General features: G+C 71.2%; 15 protein-coding genes. 5 read left to right on the top strand and 10 right to left on the bottom strand.

The features are described 5' to 3' along the window. Positions 1-5 precede the first annotated feature (5 nt). Genes ACIA1L_RS21835 through ACIA1L_RS21820 form a run of 4 tightly spaced genes read right to left on the bottom strand, consistent with a single transcriptional unit; the run spans position 6 to position 5859 of the window. Entirely contained in the window at positions 6-602 is a 597-nt protein-coding gene (locus ACIA1L_RS21835) for a TetR/AcrR family transcriptional regulator (RefSeq protein WP_396074694.1), read from the bottom strand. Then, the gene (locus ACIA1L_RS21830; RefSeq protein ID WP_396074693.1) at positions 595-2556 is read right to left on the bottom strand and encodes an acetyl/propionyl/methylcrotonyl-CoA carboxylase subunit alpha; all 1962 of its coding nucleotides are present in this window, start codon (positions 2554-2556) and stop codon (positions 595-597) included. The genes ACIA1L_RS21835 and ACIA1L_RS21830 overlap by 8 nt, the downstream gene beginning before the upstream one ends. 7 nt (positions 2557-2563) lie before the next feature. After that, a complete protein-coding gene (locus tag ACIA1L_RS21825) occupies positions 2564-4162 on the bottom strand; it encodes an acyl-CoA carboxylase subunit beta (RefSeq protein ID WP_396074692.1) in 1599 nt (532 codons plus the stop codon). After that, on the bottom strand, positions 4159-5859 hold the full coding sequence (locus tag ACIA1L_RS21820) for an acyclic terpene utilization AtuA family protein (protein WP_396074691.1): 1701 nt from the start codon (positions 5857-5859) through the stop codon (positions 4159-4161). The genes ACIA1L_RS21825 and ACIA1L_RS21820 overlap by 4 nt, the downstream gene beginning before the upstream one ends. Positions 5860-5937: 78 nt before the next feature. On the opposite strand from ACIA1L_RS21820, the gene ACIA1L_RS21815 reads away from it, so the two are divergent. The 5 genes from ACIA1L_RS21815 to ACIA1L_RS21795 all read left to right on the top strand — a co-directional run bounded on the left by ACIA1L_RS21815 (position 5938) and on the right by ACIA1L_RS21795 (position 12526). Beyond that, the gene (locus ACIA1L_RS21815) at positions 5938-7083 is read left to right on the top strand and encodes an acyl-CoA dehydrogenase family protein (protein WP_396074690.1); all 1146 of its coding nucleotides are present in this window, start codon (positions 5938-5940) and stop codon (positions 7081-7083) included. A 25-nt stretch (positions 7084-7108) separates the two neighbouring features. Continuing rightward, complete coding sequence (locus ACIA1L_RS21810) at positions 7109-7510, top strand: hypothetical protein (RefSeq protein ID WP_396074689.1); 402 nt, start codon at positions 7109-7111, stop codon at positions 7508-7510. 127 nt (positions 7511-7637) lie between these two features. Further along, entirely contained in the window at positions 7638-10904 is a 3267-nt protein-coding gene (locus tag ACIA1L_RS21805) for a hypothetical protein (protein ID WP_396074688.1), read from the top strand. A gap of 45 nt (positions 10905-10949) precedes the next feature. After that, positions 10950-11291 (top strand): hypothetical protein, encoded by a 342-nt coding sequence (locus ACIA1L_RS21800; protein WP_396074687.1) that lies wholly within the window; start codon positions 10950-10952, stop codon positions 11289-11291. Then, positions 11288-12526: a caspase domain-containing protein gene (locus tag ACIA1L_RS21795; RefSeq protein ID WP_396074686.1), complete on the top strand. Its 1239-nt coding sequence runs from the start codon at positions 11288-11290 to the stop codon at positions 12524-12526. The genes ACIA1L_RS21800 and ACIA1L_RS21795 overlap by 4 nt, the downstream gene beginning before the upstream one ends. 7 nt (positions 12527-12533) lie before the next feature. On the opposite strand, the gene ACIA1L_RS21790 is transcribed toward ACIA1L_RS21795, so the two are convergent. The 6 genes from ACIA1L_RS21790 to ACIA1L_RS21765 all read right to left on the bottom strand — a co-directional run bounded on the left by ACIA1L_RS21790 (position 12534) and on the right by ACIA1L_RS21765 (position 18369). After that, the gene (locus ACIA1L_RS21790) at positions 12534-12941 is read right to left on the bottom strand and encodes a DUF6188 family protein (protein WP_396074685.1); all 408 of its coding nucleotides are present in this window, start codon (positions 12939-12941) and stop codon (positions 12534-12536) included. 117 nt (positions 12942-13058) lie between these two features. Continuing rightward, a complete protein-coding gene (locus ACIA1L_RS21785; RefSeq protein ID WP_396074684.1) occupies positions 13059-14849 on the bottom strand; it encodes a GMC family oxidoreductase N-terminal domain-containing protein in 1791 nt (596 codons plus the stop codon). Continuing rightward, complete coding sequence (locus tag ACIA1L_RS21780; RefSeq protein ID WP_396074683.1) at positions 14842-16263, bottom strand: hypothetical protein; 1422 nt, start codon at positions 16261-16263, stop codon at positions 14842-14844. The genes ACIA1L_RS21785 and ACIA1L_RS21780 overlap by 8 nt, the downstream gene beginning before the upstream one ends. Beyond that, positions 16202-16966: a FadR/GntR family transcriptional regulator gene (locus ACIA1L_RS21775; RefSeq protein ID WP_396074682.1), complete on the bottom strand. Its 765-nt coding sequence runs from the start codon at positions 16964-16966 to the stop codon at positions 16202-16204. Before ACIA1L_RS21775 ends, ACIA1L_RS21780 begins: the two co-directional genes overlap by 62 nt. Positions 16967-17008: 42 nt before the next feature. Next, entirely contained in the window at positions 17009-17848 is an 840-nt protein-coding gene (locus ACIA1L_RS21770; protein WP_396074681.1) for a DUF4253 domain-containing protein, read from the bottom strand. Between the two features lie 50 nt (positions 17849-17898). Further along, positions 17899-18369, bottom strand: a complete 471-nt coding sequence (locus ACIA1L_RS21765; protein ID WP_396074680.1) for an SRPBCC family protein — start codon at positions 18367-18369, stop codon at positions 17899-17901. Between the last annotated feature and the right edge of the window lie 27 nt (positions 18370-18396).

Genomic DNA, 18396 nt, shown 5'->3' with positions numbered 1-18396 from the left:
GAGGGCTAGGCGGACAGGGCCGCGGCGAGTTGGGTGGACCAGGCCCGGATGACGCCGGTGCGCCGGCGGGAGTCGTCGGTGAGGACGTCAGCGAGGGCGAGGCCGCGGGCCAGGTCCAGCGTGGCCTGGATGAGGGCGCGGACAGCCGGGTCTGAGTCGTCGACCCGCAGGAGGCGTACGGCGCGGCTGTGCACGCCGCGGGCGAAGCGGCGTTCGAGGGGTACGACGACGGCGCGGAGTTCCGGGTCGGCGGCCGCTACGGTCCACACCTGCAGTGCCGCGCGGAACAGCTCGCCGCCGATGGCGTCGACGAGGCCGGTGATGACCGTGTAGATGCGTTCGGGGCTGTGGTCGGCCGGGTCGGGGAGTGCGTCGAGCAGGGCCGCGCGTTCCTCGAACATGTGCTCCAGGGCGGCGAGGATGAGGGCTTCGCGCGTACGGAAATGGTGCTGGACGGCGCCGCGGCTGATGCCGGCTTCGGCGGCGATGAAGCCGACCGTGGAGATGTCCCAGCCGTGGGTCGCAAGGCATCTGATAGTGGTTTCCAGCAAGCGCTGGCGGGTGGCGCGCGAGCGGTCCTGTTTCGGTGCGGTGTCAGTCATCGGCGCCCGCCACCACGGCCAGGGTGGTGCCCTGGCCGACCTGTTGGCCGACGGTGACCGGCAGCTCGGTGACGGTGCCGTCCGCGGGGGCACGGACCACGTGTTCCATCTTCATGGCCTCCAGCCACAGCAGCGGTTGATCGGCCTTGACCGTATCGCCCGCCTTGACGTCGACCCGCACCACGGTGCCCGGCATGGGGGCGGTCAGTGCGCCGGCCGGGACGGCAGCCGCCGGATCGGTGAAGCGGGGGACTCGGCGGAACTCGCGGGCACCTAGTGCGCTTTCGACGACGATGCTGTCGTCGAAGCGGCCCACGGTGAAGGTACGGCGGATGCCGTCGACGTCCACCACCACGGCGGCAGCGGTCGCCTCGACAAGCTCCACTCCGGACAGTCCGGCGACCTCGAGGGTGCCGCGGGAGAAGCGGTAGCGGACGTCGAGCTCGTCGTCGCCGACGAGGTAGCTGCGTCTGCGGAAGCCGACCGGAATGTTGCGGAAGCCGCTGGTGACGCCGGGCAGCAGTGGGCCGCGTCGGGCTGCCGCGTCGGACAGGGCCGCGATCAGGGCGCCGAGGTTCGGGTCGAGCCCGGTTTCCGCGGTCAGAGCCGCGGGTGGATGGTTGGCGTAGAAGCTTGTGTCGGCCGTGCCGGCCAAGAACTCCGGGTGCAGCAGGCTAGCCACGAGTAGGTCGCGGTTGGTGGTCACTCCGTGGATGCGGGTACGGCGCAGTGCGGCGGCGAGCTGGCGTGCGGCGGCCTCCCGGGTGGGGGCGTATGCGACAAGCTTGGCGAGCATGGCGTCGTAGTGGGTGCTCACGACGCTGCCGTCCGCCACGCCGGAGTCGAGGCGCAGGCCGTCCGGCTCGGTGCGGCCGAACCGGGCCGTGACGTCGGGGACGTCGAAGGTGACCACGGTGCCGGTTTGTGGACGCCAGTCGTCGACAGGGCTTTCCGCGTACAGTCGGACTTCGATGGCGTGGCCGGTCATGGCCGGCTCCGGGCCGGTGAGCTTGCGGCCCGCGGCGATGTCGATCTGCAACGCGACCAGGTCGGTGCCGGTGACACATTCGGTGACCGGGTGTTCGACCTGGAGGCGGGTGTTCATCTCGAGGAACCAGAAGTCGCCGTGCTCGTCGGCGAGGAACTCGACGGTTCCCGCGCCGCGATAGCCGACAGCTGCGGCAGCGTCGCGGCCGGCAGCGAGCAAGCGCGCACGCAGGTCGCCGCCGATGCGGTCGACGAGCGGGGCCGGTGCTTCCTCGATGACCTTCTGGTGCCGGCGTTGCAGCGAGCATTCGCGTTCGCCGAGCGCCCAGACCGTGCCGTGCGCGTCCGCCATGATCTGCACTTCGACGTGATGCCCCGAGTCGAGGTAGCGCTCGCAGAACACGGTCGGATCGCCGAACGCGGCACCCGCCTCCCGCGATGCGGACTCGACCGCGTCGGGCAGATCGGCCAGCACGCGCACGATCCGCATGCCGCGGCCGCCTCCGCCGGCCGACGCTTTGACCAGCACGGGCAGGTCCGCATCGGTCACGGTTTCCGGATCCAACAAACCCAGCACGGGTACGCCCGCAGCCGCCAGCCGTTGCTTTGAGGCGACCTTCGAGCCCATGATCTCGATGGTGTCCGGATCGGGGCCGATCCAGGTCAGCCCGGCGGCGATGACCTGACGCGCGAATGCGGCGTTCTCGGCCAGGAAGCCGTAACCGGGGTGCACGGCGTCGGCGCCGGCGCGGCGGGCTGCGTCGACGATCAGGTCGCCGCGCAGATAGGTGTCGGCGGGGGCGTTGCCGGGCAGGCGGACCGCGCTGTCGGCCTCGCGGACGTGCGGGCTGCCCGCGTCAGCGTCCGAGAACACGGCCACAGTGGACAGACCTCGGCGGCGGCAGGTGGCGAAAACCCGGCGGGCAATTTCGCCGCGGTTAGCCACCAGCACACTGGTGATGGTCATCGTGGCCTCACATCCGGAAGACGCCGAAGGAGCCGGTGCCTTCGACCGGCGCGGTGTGGATCGCGGACAGGGCGACGCCGAGGACGTCGCGGGTGTCCCGGGGGTCGATGATGCCGTCGTCGTAGATGAGGCCGGACAGCACGGCGGGCATCGCCTCGGCGGAGATCTGCTGCTCGATCATGTGCCGGACCACCTGGGCGCCGTCCTCGTCGAACGGCTTGCCCTGAGCCAACGCGGACGCCTTCGACACCATGTAGGTGACGTCGGCGAGCTGCTGTGCGCCCATCACCGCGGACCGGGCGCTGGGCCAGGCGAACACGAACCGCGGATCGTACGCCCGGCCGCACATGCCGTAGTGGCCCGCGCCGTAGGAGTTGCCGATCAGCAGCGAGATGTGCGGGACGGTCGAGTTCGACACGGCGTTGATCATCATCGCGCCGTGCTTGATGATGCCGCCCTGCTCGTACTGTTTGCCGACCATGTAGCCGGTGGTGTTGTGCAGGAACAGCAGGGGAGTGTGCGACCGGTTGGCGAGCTGGATGAACTGGGCCGCCTTCTGCGCTTCCTCGCTGAACAGCACGCCGCGGGCGTTGGCGAGGATGCCGATCGGGAAGCCGTGCAGTTGCGCCCAGCCGGTGACCAGCGAGTCGCCGTAGCGGGGCTTGACCTCGTCGAAGTCGCTGTCGTCGACGATCCGGGCGATGACCTCGCGCGGGTCGAACGGCGACTTCGGGTCCGGCGGCACGATCGACAGCAGGTCCTCGGCGGCGTACCGGGGCGCGCGCGGGGTGGCCGTGACAGGTCCGGCGGCCTTGCGCCAATTCAGCCGGGCAACGATCCGGCGCCCGATCCGAATGGCGTCCTGCTCATCCACCGCATAGTGGTCGGCGAGGCCGGAAACCCGGGCGTGCATATCGGCGCCACCCAGCGACTCGTCATCCGACTCCTCGCCGGTGGCAGCCTTGACCAGCGGCGGTCCGGCGAGGAAAACCTTCGAACGCTTCTCGATCATCACCACGTGGTCGCTCATGCCCGGGAGGTACGCCCCGCCCGCGGTCGAGTTGCCGAACACCAGCGATATCGTCGGAATGCCCAGCGCGGACAACCGGGTCATGTTGCGAAACACCGCGCCGCCCGGGATGAAGACCTCCTTCTGCGTGGGCAGGTCCGCACCCCCGGACTCGACCAGAGCGACCACCGGCAGCCGGTTCTGTTCGGCGATTTCGTGCATGCGCAGCGTCTTGCGCAGCGACCACGGGTTGCTCGCGCCGCCCTTGACCGTGGGGTCGTTGGCGATCAGCAGACACTCGACGCCGCTGATCACGCCGATCCCGGCGACGACACTGCCGCCCACCGTGAATGCCGAGCCGTAACCCGCCAACGCGGCGAGCTCCAGGAACGGCGAGTCCTCGTCCAGCAACAACTCGATGCGCTCGCGGGCGGTCATCTTGTCCCTGGCGTGGTGTCGAGCGACCGCCTTCTCGCCGCCACCCGCCACCGCTTTGGCGGTCTCCGCCGCGATCTCGTCGAGTGCAGCGACCATCGCCTCCCGGGCGGCTCCGGCTTCTTCGCCCGTGGTGTCCAGAGTGGAGCGCAAAGCCGTCATCGCACGTCCTCCAGCAACGCCTCGGGAATGTCGACGTGGCGAGACCGCAGCCACTCGCCGAGCCCCTTCGCCTGCGGGTCGAACCGGGCGTTGAAGGCCACACCCAGCCCGAGCAGACCCTCGATCACCACGTTCACCGCCCGGATCCGGGGCAGCCGGGTGATCCGCACCGGCAGCTCGGCGGCCTCCGGCACCAATTCCCGCACCACGTCCTCGGTGATCAAGGTCGCGAGCCATGGGTACGCCGCGTCGTCGCGTACCCAAAGACCGATGTTGACGTCACCGCCCTTGTCGCCGGACCGCGCTCCGGCAAGGGTGCCCAACGGCAGCCGTCGCGTCGGGCCCTCGCCTGTCCACGGCTCGGGCTGGGGTCCAGCATGCGCTGCCAACGCTCGCGTCTGCGGCGGCGGTGCGATCTTTTCGATCCCTCCGTCGGCGAGGACGACCTCGTGGGCGGGCACACTCTGCGGCACGAAACCGGCCGTGAAGACGCCATACGGACTCGCCTTTCCGGGGGGCGCCGTGCTGAAGAAGCCCGGATAGGAGCCTAATGCCAGCTCGATGGCCGCGCCGGTGAATGCGCGGCCGGCGACCTTCTCGTCCGGGTCGCGAGCCACCACCGTCAGCAGAGCCGACGCCTGTTGTTGGGTGGCCGCGTCCGGGCTGTCGAGCCGCGCCAGATGCCAGGTCAGCTCGGCCGGTTTGCGACTGAGTGCGGCCTCGATCTGGCCGCGGAACAGTGCGGCTTTGGCCTCGATGTCGAGCCCCGTCAACACCACGGTCAGCTCGTTGCGGTAGCCGCCGATCGAGGTGCAGCAGACCTTGACATCGGGCGGGGGAGCCTCGCCGCGTACACCGGAGATCTCGACCCGGTCCGGGCCCTCCTGCCGCAGCTGGACGCTGTCGAGACGGGTGGTGACGTCGGGGCCGGCATAGCGGGCGTCCCCGATCTCGTACACGAGTTGAGCCGTGACCGTGCCGACCGTGACCGCGCCGCCGGTCCCGGCGTGCTTGGTGATCACGCTGGAGCCGTCGCGGCGGATCTCGGCGATCGGGAAGCCGGGATGGCCGAGGTCCGCGATCTCCGCGAAGAACGAGTAGTTGCCGCCGGTGGCCTGCGTGCCGCACTCGATGACGTGCCCCGCCACCGTCGCCCCGGCGAGCGCATCGAGGTCGGCACGCCCCCAGCCGAAAAGTGCGATCGCCGGGCCGACGGTCAGTGCGGCGTCGGTGACCCGGCCCGTCACCACCACGTCGGCGCCAGCCTCGAGCGCCCGGGCAATGCCGAACGCCCCCAGGTAGGCGTGCGCGCCGAGCGGCTTACCGAGGCCCAGGTCCCGAGCCTGCCCGGTGAGGTCGTCGCCGCGCACCAGCGCCACCTTGGCGTCCAGCCCCAGCTCGCGGATCGCCGCCACCAGGCCGGGCGGGTTGACCCCGCCCGCGTTGGCGACGATGCGAACCCCGCGGTCCAGCGCCAGCTTCAGGCTGCCCTTCAGCTGAGACAGGAACGTACGGGCGTAGCCGGCAGCCGGGTCGGCCAGCCGGTCCCGGCCCAGGATCAGCATCGTCAGCTCGGCGAGGTAGTCGCCGGTGAGCACGTCCAGCTCCCCGTCCTCGAGCATCTCGCGCATCGCCGCGAAGCGGTCGCCGTAGAACCCGGAACAGTTGCCGACGCGCAGCGTCTCGGCATCTTTCATGTCGCTGACAGTGGCACAGCGCAGAAAAACAATCAAGCGTGCTTGTTTTTCCCCTGCCGGTTTCGCTAGCGTCGGCCCATGCGCCTCACCGAGGACCACCGCGCCTTCGCCGCCAGCGTCCGCCGCTTCGTCGACACCGAGATCAACCCGTACGTCGACGACTGGGAAGCTGCCGGGCGCGCGCCCCTGCACGACCTCTTCCCCAAAGCCGCCGCTCTCGGCCTGCTCGGCCTCGAATACTCGCCCGACTACGGCGGCGAAGGAGCCGACCACAGCTTCCAGATGGTCGCCGCCGAGGAATACGGCCGCATCCACGCCGGCGGCGTCGGCATGGCCCTCGGTGTCCAGGCCATGATGGCGACACCCTCCCTGCACGAGTACGGCTCGGACGAGCTGAAGCGCCGTTTCCTCGCCCCCGCCATCGCCGGCACCTCGGTGGTCTCCATCGCCGTCACCGAACCCGACACCGGCTCCGACGTCGCCCAACTCCGCACCCGCGCCGTCCGCGACGGCGACAACTGGGTCATCACCGGCCGCAAGTTCTACATCACCAACGGCGCCCAGGCCGACTGGCTGTGTTTGCTGGCCCGCACCTCCGACGAGGGCGGCTATCGCGGCATGTCCCAGATCGTCGTGCCCACGGACACCCCGGGCTTCAGCGTCGCGCGGACCTTCGACAAGCTCGGCCACCGCTGCTCGGACACGGCAGAGCTGGTGCTGGACGAGGTACGCGTGCCGGTCGCCAACACCATCGGCGTGCTCGGACGAGGCTTCCAGCAGCAGATGCAGCAGTTCGTCACCGAGCGGATGTTCGCCGCGTACACCGCGGTCGGGACCTGTCAGTACGCACTCGACCGCACTCGACAGTTCGTGCAGGACCGGACGGTGTTCGGCCGGCCCCTTGCCGATCGGCAGTACGTGGCATTCCGGCTGACCGAGCTGCAGGCCGAGGTGGACCTGCTGCGCAGCCACAACCTGATCACCTGTGAAGCGCGGATGGCGGGGGAGGACATCACCCGGCTGGCTACGGTGGCCAAGCTCAAGGCGGGGCGGTTGCAGCGCGAGGTCGCCGACTGGTGCCTGCAGTTCCACGGCGGGATGGGCTATCTGGAGGAGACCTGGACGGCCCGGATGCTGCGGGATGCACGGCTGGTCTCGATCGGGGCTGGCGCCGATGAGGTGATGTTGCAGGTGCTGGCGCGGCTGGACGGCCTTCCCGCCTAGTTCAGTTCGCCCGCGTGGTGTGCTGATGGCCGACGGTTCCACGAAGGCATTCGCGGATGTGCGGGTCGGCGACAAGGTCCTGGCAACCGACCCGGAGACCAATCAGACTGCCGCGAAGGAGGTAACCGATCTCTGGATCCACGAGGCCTGCAGCTTCCTGGGAAACCGTTTGGTAGTCGTTCATGTGGTCAATTGCGATGACTTGATGGAGGCCTATTTCCTGTCGTTGCTGACAGATGTTGTCTGTCGGTCATGTGAGTGGGCGGCCGCAACGCACGACGAAGACGGGGATTTGCTGGACAGGCCAAGCTCGACGTTGCACTTCGTATTCACGCCAGCCTCGGAAAATGTTGCCATGATGTTGGCGGTAATGCGCAGGAGTGGCCGGGTCGTGCAGTTTGCAGACGGACGCGGATCTGTTTCATGATTCGGTGCTGGGCAACACGCCGAAGGCCGACCGGTGGCCTGTTCGCCGACGGGAAACCACTCGATGGGTGAGGGTGCGCTGAAGGCGCCGCGATATTGGCGCGTCTGCCGGCAGGAGCACGGGCAGAATGGGCGCCGTGCTGACCGCTACCCTTGACCTGCTGAATGCGCTGGAACCGCTGCCGTACCCGGGGCGGATGCGCCACCTCGCCAAATGGGCCCGGACCGCCCCTGACCGCGCACAGGTGTGTGCCGATCTTCGTGAGCAAGGCCCCTATGAGCGCCATCTAGCCCTTGCCGCCGCGACGGTCGTCCGGGACGCCGAAGGGATCGCCGCGGCGAGGGGCGACGAGCTGCCGTTGATCCGGGCAGCGGCCCTGCGGGCGAACATCACGGTCGACGGGCACGGCGACTGGCCGGCAACGGAACGGCGCCTGCTCTACAAGACGCTGCGGGCCCGGCGGATGCCGGAGCTCGCAGACGGACTGATCGCCGAGGTGCGGGAACGGTTCGGTGACGAGGAGGCCGGGGCGCTGCTCCCCGCCTGCAGCGCCGCCACCGTACGCGCGCTGCTGCCGGACCTTCAGCATGTGGTGCCGCTGGCCCGGCTGGTGCGATGGCATCAGGAGCCGCTGCTGGAGCGGGTACGCGATCAGTTGACCGCCGCCCCCGCCGAGCGCCGGGACCGGATCTGGGTCAGGTCCGCCGACGCGGTGCTGCAATGCGATCCGGAGCAGGTGCTGGATCTGCTCGAACGGTTCGCGCCCGAGGCGTCGCTGCCCGGCTCGCTGCGGGCGTACGGAAGGCTTGATCCGAGCCGGGTCGCCCGGCTGCTTGTCGCACCCGGCCGTGCGGCGTGGTTGCAGCGGATCGTGGTGCCGCGGGCGGTGTTGCGCCGTCTGCGGGCGCTGCCGATCGAAGAGTTGGTGCCGTTGGCGCGGCGCTTCCGGGAGCGCCCTCGGGCGCTTGCGGCGCTGCTCGACGCGGTCGCTCCGGCGCGGCGCGGAGAACTGTACGACGCGGCGGGGGTGGCGGCGCAGGTTCCGGCGGCACGGGTCATGGAGGTGTTGCCGGCCGCGGTGCGGATCCGGGAGGCGCGGCGGGTGCTGGCATCGGCCAGGGTCCAGGAGCGGGAAGCCGAGGTGCGGGTCTGGAGCGCGCACCTCGACTGGGCGGAAGCTTCCGCGGCGCTGGAGGGTGCGCTGCGGTCGGGGGATGCGGGGGAGCGGGCCCACGGATTCACGCTGCTGGTCGCCGCGGCCCGGCGGTCCCGGGATCCGGAGACGGTGGCCGCGATGATGGGCCGGCTCGACCGGCTGGGCAATGAGCAGGACCCTGTGCGGTCCGCGGCCCTCATTGCCCTGGCCCGGGTGGCGCGCCTGCTGACCGGCGACACGGCGGCACAGCTCACCAAGCTGACCACCGACGCGGTCGAGGCCCGGGACTGTTCCGCCGCCACCACGAATGCGTTGAGCTCGCTCGCTGCCGACGTCCTGCAGCATCACGTGGACGAGCCGCGGCTGCGGGAGTGGGCGTTGCTGACGATCGACCGGGTGAGCTCGGACGCGTTGGTGCCGGTGCTGCGCCGGTTCGACCTGGTGCTGCGGCGCGGGCAGGAGATGATGGTTTTCGACCGGCTGCGCGGCTGGGTCGAGGCGGCGATCGCGCGCGGGCGGTACGGGCCTCTGTTCGCGCTGACGCATGCGCTGGGCAAGCGGGCCTGGGGGCTGCCGGCGTTGCAGGAGTTGCTGCGCCGCGCGTTCGGGCCGGACACGCTGGCGTCGGTGGCGAGTACGGCGATCGGGCTGTGGCTTGCGGACCCGCGGACCCGGGCGGACCGCGTCGAAACGGTACTCGACACCGAGCCGACCGCGGTGACTATCCACCGGGTGTGGGAGACGATTTGTGGCGTGCGGACCGACCTGCTCGACCGGGCACTGGACCAGCCGCGCGGCCGGTCGTGGACCGGGCGGCTGAAGGGTGGCGGCCGATTCCTGGAGAGCGGCAAGCGGTGGGTGCCGGGCTGGGCGGTGCATACCGAGCGCTGGCTGCCCCGTCAGCAGCGGCGGTTCGTGGAGCTGCAGGAGCTGGTGATCGCCGATCCGCAGCAGACGGTGTGGCAGCGGGCGGCGGCGATCCGGGCCGCGGCTGTCATTCCGGGCCTCGGTGGGGAGCTGGTGCGGCGCTACCTCGGCGCATCCGAGGTGACGATCGCCGAGGCGGCTCTCGGTGCGCTGGTGTGGACCGATCGGCCGGATGCGGCGCTGCCGGTGCTGCTCCGGGAGGCGGGCACCGACCGCGCCCGGGTTGCCCTGTACTCCGCCGGACGGGCTGCCCGCTACACACCGCCGTCCGGCTTGGTGGCCCCGCTGGGTGCCGTGCTGACCGGCGCTATCGGCAGGGTGAAGGTCACGAGCCGCAAGGAGGCGGCGCGACTGCTGGCCTACTACGGGCCGCCGGAGTCGATGGAGATGCTGCTCCGGGCGTACACGGATCCGGAAGCTCACCGCGATGTGCGGGCGGCGATCGTCTCCGCGGCCCGGCAGCGGTTGGAAGCCGCAGCAAGCTGGACCATTCTGCGGACCGCGGCTGACGGCAGCCGCGAGGAGCGGCGGGCCGTTCTTGCCGCCGACCCGGAAACGATCTCCGAGCGGCACCGGCCACGCTATGGCGAGTTCGTAGTGAGTGCCTGCCAGGTGGCCGACCGGGAGGTGGCGAGGGCGGCTTTCGGCCGGCTGGGTGAGTGGTCGCCGTGGCTGGTCGGGGTGGCCGACTTGGTCGTCGGCCGTCTCGCCGAGCTCGACGAGTCCATGGTGGATGCCGAGGTCGCCGCTTTGCTGCGAGCCGGCAGCGACCAGGCGTTCGGCGCTGCCGTGCGCCTGCTCCTGGCGCACGACGCCGCCGACGATCGTCCGGGTGATCCGATCACCGATCGCCCGGCCCGCCGCCGCATCGCCCTGCTTGCCGCCGGCGCGGCCCTGCTGTCCGCGCACAGACCCGCCGCCGACGACAGGGGCACGCTGATCGAGGCGGCTCGGCACCTCGCCGGTCACGCTTCCTTTGCGGGTACGGGCACAGCATTGCTGGTCGATCTGGGCAGACTGGACAACCTCCCGGAGATCGCCGACCTGTGCGCCGAACGGCCAGTCCTGGCATTGCACACCGCCGGGCTTGTCGGCACCCGCCTGCACGCCCTCGGCGAGGAACCCGATCCGGCGATGGTCGAAGGCCTGGCCGCGCGCGGGGATCTTGCCGGCGGGCTGTTCGCGCTGTCCCTGGTCAGTTTCGGCGCCAGCCTCGGCTGGAAGCCACCGTGGCGGGATCTGCTGCTCGAACTGCGCCGGCACGCGGATCCGGAGGTTCGCGCCGAGGCGTACGCGATCGACATGGCCTGACCGGCCGCCGGCCGGCATCGATCGACGTCGCCTAATGTGGACGGCATGATCCGGGTTCGTTTCGCGGTCGCCGATGGCGTGGCCGGCAATGCTCTCTACAGCTGGCTGCGGGCCGACTCCGCGCTCCTGCGGACGGCCGACGTGGACACCGGCCCGGCGGCGCCAGGGTCGATGGGCGCCCTGGAGGTCGTCGAGGTCGTCGTCGGCCAGCTCGCGGCGCTCGGCAGCCTGGCTGTGTCGGTTGCCGCCTGGCTCGACAGCCGACGGGAACCGCCCGCGGTGACCATCACCCGGGCCGACGGGGCGACCCTGACGATCGGGTCCGGGGTGGAGGTCGACGCGGCGGTCATCGAGGAGTTCCTGAGCGGGGACGGCGGGCCGGAGTGACCGCACGGGCGGTCTTGATCGGGGTCTCGGATTACCGGCGGATGCCCGCCCTGCTGTCGGTCGCGGCGAATCTGGCCGACCTCCGTGGCCTGCTCGTGGATCCCGAGGTCGGCGGCCTCGCCCCGGCGGACTGCGTCGTGGTCGCCGACCCGGAGTCCAGCTCGGACCTACTCGGCCCGGTGCACGAGGCTGCCCGCGAGGCCACCGACCTGCTCATCGTCTACTTCGCCGGGCACGGTCTGCTGGACGACGCCGGCGAGCTGTACCTGGCCCTGCCGGACGGCGCCCGCGACCGCCTGCCCTTCGCGGTGCGCTTCGGCGACCTGCGCCGCGAGGTGGTGAGCACTGCCCGCAAGGCTCGCGCCAAGGTGGTGGTGCTCGACTGCTGCTACAGCGGCCGCGCCATGACCGGCTTCATGGGTGGCAGCGGCCGGATCGCCGACCAGGCCGAGGTCGAGGGCGCCTTCCTGATGACGGCGACCGCGGAGACCGTCGCGGCCCTCGCGCCCCGCGACGCGCGGCACACGGCCTTCACCGGTGCGCTGATCGAGACCCTGCGCGACGGCGTGCCGGGCGGCCCGGCGCTGCTCGACCTGGACACCGTGTTCGACGCGGTCGAGCAGCGGTTACGGGCCCGGGCCCGCCCCATTCCCCAGCGGCGCAGCCGCAACGCCGGGCACCGCGTCACCATCGCCCGCAACCGGGCGGCGGACCAACCGGCTCCGGATCCGGTGCCACCCCGACGCGACTGGTGGCCGCTCACCCTGGCCGGGCTCGCGGTCCTGACCGCCGTCGTGGCGCTGATCATGCTGCCGCGGGACGACAAGAAGGCCCCAGTCGGGCTCGCACCTTCGTCGTCGCGTCCCGCGGTGACGGTTGCACCCTCCAGCCTTCCCGCCGCCCCGTCCGTGGCACCCCGAGACATCGAGGAGCTGACCGTCAACCTGTACGGGCGAGGCAAGACCCGGGGCGGCCTGTTCGAGATCCGGGTGACCGAGGTCGGTCAGACCATCCGGTACTTCGTGATCACCCCCGAGCAGACCTGCCGCGTCGACAGTGCCGACGTCGGCGACTCGATGGTCATGACGCGCCGCTCCGGCCAGTGGGCCTGGATCACCGTCGTGGACCTCGGCGACTCGATCGGCACCGGCGCCGACTTCACGATCCCGGTGGACTTCCGCGTCGAACAGGGCAAAGGCCCCGCCCCGACCGGCGACACCAACTGCCGCCCCTGATGCGACCCTAGCGCCGCCGACGCGGGGTGGCGGCTCGCCAGAATGCCAGTTCGCCGGGGGCGAGGCAGGCCACGAGTACGCCGTCCGGGTCGGCGACCGCCCACGACTCCGCGGCGGGGTCGACGTCCACGGACAGCTCGGATCCGCTGGCGAAGCGCAGGTGGAGTTCGCCGCCGTCACGGGTCCAGGCCGTCCGGACCACGTCGCCCAGCAGTGCCGCGAGGGCGTCCGGCGGGTCTTCGCCCGGCTGGACATCGACCCGGGTGCCCGGACCGCTGACGTGGACCGGAGTTTCGACCACGACCTGGCGGCCGCCGGAGAGACCCAGCACGATGGTGTGGTCGAGCCGGACGTATTCCACCCGCAGCCCGATCAACGCATCGAGCGGTGCCTCGGCGACCAGGACTGACACCATGGGGGACCTCGATCGGCTCGTCGGTTGACTGACGGGAGGACCGTAGGTCGCCGTGCCATAAGAGAGCCTTAACAGCGGCGTAGGAATGCGTGATCCAGCGCCGCTGTCGTCCGCTCGCTACCCCGACGCGGCGGCGGTGCGGGCGACGGCGAGGGCGACGGCCATGATGCTGAGCTGGGGGTTGACCCGGGGGCAGCTGGGCAGGACCGAGGCGTCAGCCACCCAGACTCCCCGGACGCCGCGCAGCCGCCCGGCCGCGTCGACGGGAGCCCGCTGCGGGTCGGCCCCCATCCGGGCACTGCCGGTGGGATGGAACGCGGCCAGGTGCAGATCCCGCGAATCGGCGGTGCTCACGGCGTCGCGCAGCTCGTCCATGGTTTTCGCGTACGGGCGGCGCGGCAGGCCGGTCAGAACTTCCTCGGCGCCGGCCGCGAACAGGAGCCGCCCGATGGACAGCAGGGCGGAGCGGAGCCGGTCGGCGTCGTCCGGGGCCAGCCGGTAACGGACGAAACGCGCGCCGACCCGGCCGGACGGCTGGTCGGCGATCATCGCGCCGACCGTGGCGAGATGGTCGGCGCCCGCGATTTCGTCGCGCAGCGCTCGACCGATGCCGGGCAGGACGAACGACATGAGCCCGGGCGGCCCGGAGGTCGCTTCGATCAGCACACCTTCGTCGTGCCACTGCTCGACGCCCACGCTCTGCAGGACGGCGGGCAGGGTGGTGACCGGGTCGGCAAAGCGCCCCGCCATGCTGACAGCGGGGTGGACGGCGAGTCCCCGGCCGAGTCCGGGGTGGCCGCCCAGCCGCGAGCGGGCCAGCAGGCGGGGGGTTTCGATCGCACCCGCGGCCAGCACGATCAGCGGCGCGGCGATCAGGTGGCGGCCGAACCGTACGCCGACAGCCCTGCCCCGGGCGGTGACGATCCGATCGGCCCGGGCTCCCGTCACCACGACCGCGCCGGCCGAGCACGCCTGCGGCAGGGCGTTCAGGTGTACGCCGTTCTTGGCGTTGCGGGGGCATCCCACAACGCACTGGCAGGACCCCGTGCAGCCCGGCGCGTTGCGGCGCAGCGGCGCGGCCCGCCACCCGAGTGCCTCCGCGCCGGCCAGCGCGAGCAGTCCGTTGCGTCCGAGGACGTTCACCGGTGGGGGAGCCACCCGCAGAGTGCGTTCGACCTCGTCCAGCAGCGGACCGAACTCCAGCGGATCGGCCAGCGCTATGCCGTGTACGTCCCGCCACTGCCGCAGGACCCGCTCCGGGGTGCGGTAGCAGGTGCCCGAGTTGACCAGCGTGGTGCCACCCACTCCACGGCCCTGCGGCAGCAGCACCGGCGGCGAGCCGAGGGCCACCGTGGCACCGCCGTCGCGGTACAGGTCCACGAAGCGTTCCGCGGGCGGCCGGTGCCGGAACTCCGCCGCGGTGAACCGGCGGCCTTCTTCGAGCACCACGACCGTCAGCCCGGCCCGGGCCAGCTCCCGTGCGGCCAGCGCGCCGCCCGCACCGGAGCCCACCACCACCGCGTCGGCCCGCGTACGGCCCGGCCAGTCGGCAGCGGCGACGCAGGTCAGGTGGGGCTCGGGTGCGGCGCCGCCGTCGTTCGGGGCCGGCGCGTCCGCCGCGGCCAGCATCAGCGGCACTTTCAGCGCCTCCATGAGGGCTCGTCCGCGGGGGCGGCCCGTCACGGCGATCAGGAACGCCTCTCGGACGGCCGGGTCGAGCCGGGTCAGCGGGCGGCCGGCGACCACCCGGGCGACCAGATCGAGGCCCACCCCGGCGGCGTCGAGTCCGAGCCGTACCGGCCCCGGGAAAGCGCGGGACAGGTGGGACAACTCGGTTGCGACGCGTCGGCCCTCGTCCGGGCCGGTCCCGAGCACGGCTGCGGCCACGCCGGACAGGCGTTCAGTCACGCTCGCCCACCTCTGCGTGAGCGGTGCCGGTCAGTTCCCAGCGGCGCAGCTCGCGCCAGCCGCCGGGGATTCGGCGCTGCAGTCGGATCACCGCGTCGGACACCTCGCAGTTGTGGCACACCGCGGGGGAGCCGTCCGGGTCGGCGTACGGAACAGCGAGGGTTTGCTCTGGGGGCATGGTCACGGCGATCACGATGCGGTGGTCGCCGCTGCGGCCGACCACCGACCAGCTCGGACGTCCGAGGCGGGCCTGGAAGCTGCGTGCCGCCACGAGGGGGTCTCCGGTCGGCAGCTCGACTCCGCCGATTCGGAGGCGGACGAAGGGCAGCGGTGCCAGCCGGTTCAAGCCGGGGCGGGTGGAGACGGCTGCCACCACCTCGCAGACGTCGCCACCGCCCAGGTCGGCGTGCAGCCAGGCCCAGCGCCGGGCATTGCCGTGGCCGTAGATGTGGGCGGTGGCGCCGGGCGCGTCGCTCAGCGTCAACTCTCGGTCTCCGATGTGGATGGTTCCGGTGAAGCGACCCGTGGGGAGGGGAACGATCTGGGCCGCCGGCAACAGTTCCCGGTGCCAGGCCCAGCGGGGGAAGGTGAAGAGCGGTGCCGCACTGCCGGTCGCGCGTAGGGACCAGCGGAGATCGCCGGCGGTGCCCGTCAGCTCGTCGGCGGTGGCGGTGATTTCGGCTGCGGCGTACCCATCGACCCTCGGAATGACCGGCCACGGAGCGGGACCGAACCGGGCGAGGGTGGGGCTGGCGTCGGGTGGGAAGACGGCTGCCCAGCCGTGGGCCCGGGCCGGGGAGCCGTCGGTGGGAGCTACTACCTCGTGGTGCAGCCAGATGCCGGTGCCGGTCACCGGATCGGTCACGGTGGTGTACCAGACCTCCAGGCGGCCGGGTTGCCCGCGCCACCGCGGCCGCATCAAGGTGGCGGTCACGGCGGCGGCCTCACGGGGTCCGGGCGCCTGCTGTCGCCGGGTGCTGCGGTGCAGGCGCATCCCGAGCAGGAACGGGCGGAGCTGGCTCCGGAGGTCGAAGGTGAGCCGGGCTGCGCCTACTGCGGCCCCGTCTGCATCCACCAGGCGGACTGGCAGGTGCGTCATGCTGTGCAGGGGCCGGCTTGCTGTCACCGACTTGCCGCCGTCGAGCCACAGCTGTCGCCCGTCGAGCGTCGTGAAGCGCAGGCGGTAGCCGATCCAGCCGGCCCGCAGCGGCGCGATGTCCATCGTGCCGTGGGCCGCAGGGTCGTCGGCGAAGCCCGGCACCTGGACCGATCCGGTCGCCTCCGCGCGCAGGTCGGCGAAGGGGTGCACGATGCCCGGTGCGCTCACCTCCAGCGTCAGTCGGATCGGTAGCTCATCCGGCTGGCCGGTCAGCCGGACCGTTCCCGTCATCGTTTCGCGCAGCGTCGTGATCACCGTCGTCTCCCAGCATGAGTCGTTCGGTACACAGGTAGTAGGCGTCGGCCGCCGCATGAGCCGCCGCGATGTCCCCGGCAGCCACCGTCTCCACCAACGGTGTGATGCGGTCGGCCGCCACGGCCGCATCGGCGAAGGGCCCGGCGAACAGGTGGCGGACGTCGGTGTACGCGCGCAGGAGCGAGTTGACGAGCAGCTCGTACACCCGGTTGCCGCAGGCTGTTGCGAGGGCATGGTGCACCTCGGCCTCCGCCTGCTGCGCGGCGTCACCACCAGCACCGGAGGCGATGTCGTCGCGCAGTCGCCGCAGCTGACGGCGCTCGGCGGGAGTGGCGTGCTCGGCGGCGCGGGCCGCGATCAGCGCGCCGATCTCGCGCCGGACGGTGAACATCTCCGTCAGCCAGGTCGGCCCGTCCAGGCTGACCAGGAAGGGCAGCAGGTCGGGGCCGGCAGTGCGTCGATAGTCGCGCACCCGGGTTCCGACGCCGTGTCGGGTCTCCAGCAGGCCCGCCTCGATGAGGCGGACCAACGCGTGTTTGAGCGAGGTGCGGGTCACTCCGTAGCCGGCGGCCAACTCCCGCTCGGGTGGGAGCAGGCTGCCGGGGGCGTACCGCTCGGTGAGGACGTCGGCTCGCAGGCGCGCCACCAGCGCGTCGACGACCGAATCACGGGCAATGGGTGAGTGGATCAGTGGATCAGCCACTGCGACACTGTCGCAGCTCCAGCGACGTCCGTCAATCCCGGATCAGGGTCGGTTGTGGATGTGCCACGCCTTGGCTCGGGGGAGGGCGATCGCCAGCTGCCAGCGGGCCATTTCGAGATGCGACGCCATCCCGAGGATCTGACCGGCCACGGTCCAGGCGTCTTCGCGGGACTGCGGGGGCCGTTCGACGACGAGGTTCAGCATGGTGCCCCAACTAGCCACCAGGTAGGCGCCCCAGCGGTCATGCCACTGCCGCAGCGCCGCGGCCAAGCAGTCGTCTGAGGTCATGTAGAGGTCGGTCCAGAAGGGCGCCATCCATGGCAAGCCGCTGGGCAGCAGCATCAACGTGATGCGGTCCGGTGCGTACCAGGATTCGATGTGGCGAACGTGCGAGTCGTCCGTCTCCATCAGGTGGAGCAGTCGCGGGTCGGACAGCACCCGCTGGTAGGCCCACGTTTCCACCACGTCGGCCGTCGTGGGCAGACCTAACCGGCGCACCGCCTCTGCTGTCAGGTCGACGCGGTTACCCCGGGTGCGGACGGCCACGTACCCCGCATCGAGCAGATTCGCGTCATCGCGCGTGAACTCGGGCCAGGGATCGACGGTGCGGGTCGACTGGTCGAGGTCGGCCAACTCTGATTCGGTGGGCGCATCGGGATCCGGCTGCGCTTGCAGGCGCAGCCAACCGGGCTCGAACTCATCGGTGACCAGGACCGGCCATCGGCCCGTCACCGGCACTTTCGCCCGCGCCGCCTGCCAGGCCGCCAGCGGGTCATCTGGTGGAATGCTCTGCACCAGAACGGTTCCCTGCGGGCCGTGACCGACCGGCAGGCCAGCCATGGGTGTGTCGGTCAGCGCGGCAGCCACCTCGTCAGGCGTCATCACCATTTCAGTGTGGGCGAAGTGGCGGCTCGATCAGCGCCAAACCGGCTTCACTGGTCGAGGTTGGCGCTCTCGGCCAGGCGTTTGATGTGGTCCGCGCGTCGGGTCAACAGGCGCCTCAGATACGGAGTGAGCAGGGCCTTGGTCGCGAACGCGCCGAGCGGTCCGAAGGGCGCGCGGACCGACATGCGATCGATCATGCGGGTACGGCCGTCGCCGACGTCCTCGAAGTGGTGCTCATGGCGCATGGTGTGGAAGGGGCCGCGCGTCTGTTCGTCGACGAAGCTCTGCGGGCGTTCGTAACCGGTGATGCGACTGGTCATCTGCCAGGGCAAGCCGAAATGGCGGGCGCGGAAGGTCACCTCGTCGCCGAGGGTGAGGTGACGGCGGCCGCTGGCGATGGTGGCGGTCTCCCGGCTCCCGGCCAGAGAGTCGGCGTGCACGTCGACATCGAGCTCCAGGTCGAAAACAGTGGTCGGCGCAGCGTGGATGAGCGACACCACTTCGATCACGGCCGGCATTGCTGGAGCGTAAGCCCGACCCGCGAA

Origin of the sequence: Actinoplanes sp. NPDC051859, assembly GCF_044452725.1 — a bacterium.
Classification (GTDB): Bacteria; Actinomycetota; Actinomycetes; order Mycobacteriales; family Micromonosporaceae; genus Actinoplanes.
The sequence above is the reverse complement of the archived record's forward strand: the minus strand, read 5'-3'. Positions and strand labels throughout refer to the sequence as shown.

What these genes read in the sequence shown, in the direction of transcription:
- ACIA1L_RS21820 (WP_396074691.1), bottom strand. Translation starts at nt 5,859, where the DNA reads ATGAAAGATGCCGAGACGCTGCGCGTCGGCAACTGTTCCGGGTTCTAC.
- ACIA1L_RS21835 (WP_396074694.1), bottom strand. Translation starts at nt 602, where the DNA reads ATGACTGACACCGCACCGAAACAGGACCGCTCGCGCGCCACCCGCCAG.
- ACIA1L_RS21830 (WP_396074693.1), bottom strand. Translation starts at nt 2,556, where the DNA reads ATGACCATCACCAGTGTGCTGGTGGCTAACCGCGGCGAAATTGCCCGC.
- ACIA1L_RS21790 (WP_396074685.1), bottom strand. Translation starts at nt 12,941, where the DNA reads ATGGTGTCAGTCCTGGTCGCCGAGGCACCGCTCGATGCGTTGATCGGG.
- ACIA1L_RS21765 (WP_396074680.1), bottom strand. Translation starts at nt 18,369, where the DNA reads ATGCCGGCCGTGATCGAAGTGGTGTCGCTCATCCACGCTGCGCCGACC.
- ACIA1L_RS21825 (WP_396074692.1), bottom strand. Translation starts at nt 4,162, where the DNA reads ATGACGGCTTTGCGCTCCACTCTGGACACCACGGGCGAAGAAGCCGGA.
- ACIA1L_RS21800 (WP_396074687.1), top strand. Translation starts at nt 10,950, where the DNA reads ATGATCCGGGTTCGTTTCGCGGTCGCCGATGGCGTGGCCGGCAATGCT.
- ACIA1L_RS21815 (WP_396074690.1), top strand. Translation starts at nt 5,938, where the DNA reads ATGCGCCTCACCGAGGACCACCGCGCCTTCGCCGCCAGCGTCCGCCGC.
- ACIA1L_RS21805 (WP_396074688.1), top strand. Translation starts at nt 7,638, where the DNA reads ATGGGCGCCGTGCTGACCGCTACCCTTGACCTGCTGAATGCGCTGGAA.
- ACIA1L_RS21770 (WP_396074681.1), bottom strand. Translation starts at nt 17,848, where the DNA reads ATGACGCCTGACGAGGTGGCTGCCGCGCTGACCGACACACCCATGGCT.
- ACIA1L_RS21810 (WP_396074689.1), top strand. Translation starts at nt 7,109, where the DNA reads ATGGCCGACGGTTCCACGAAGGCATTCGCGGATGTGCGGGTCGGCGAC.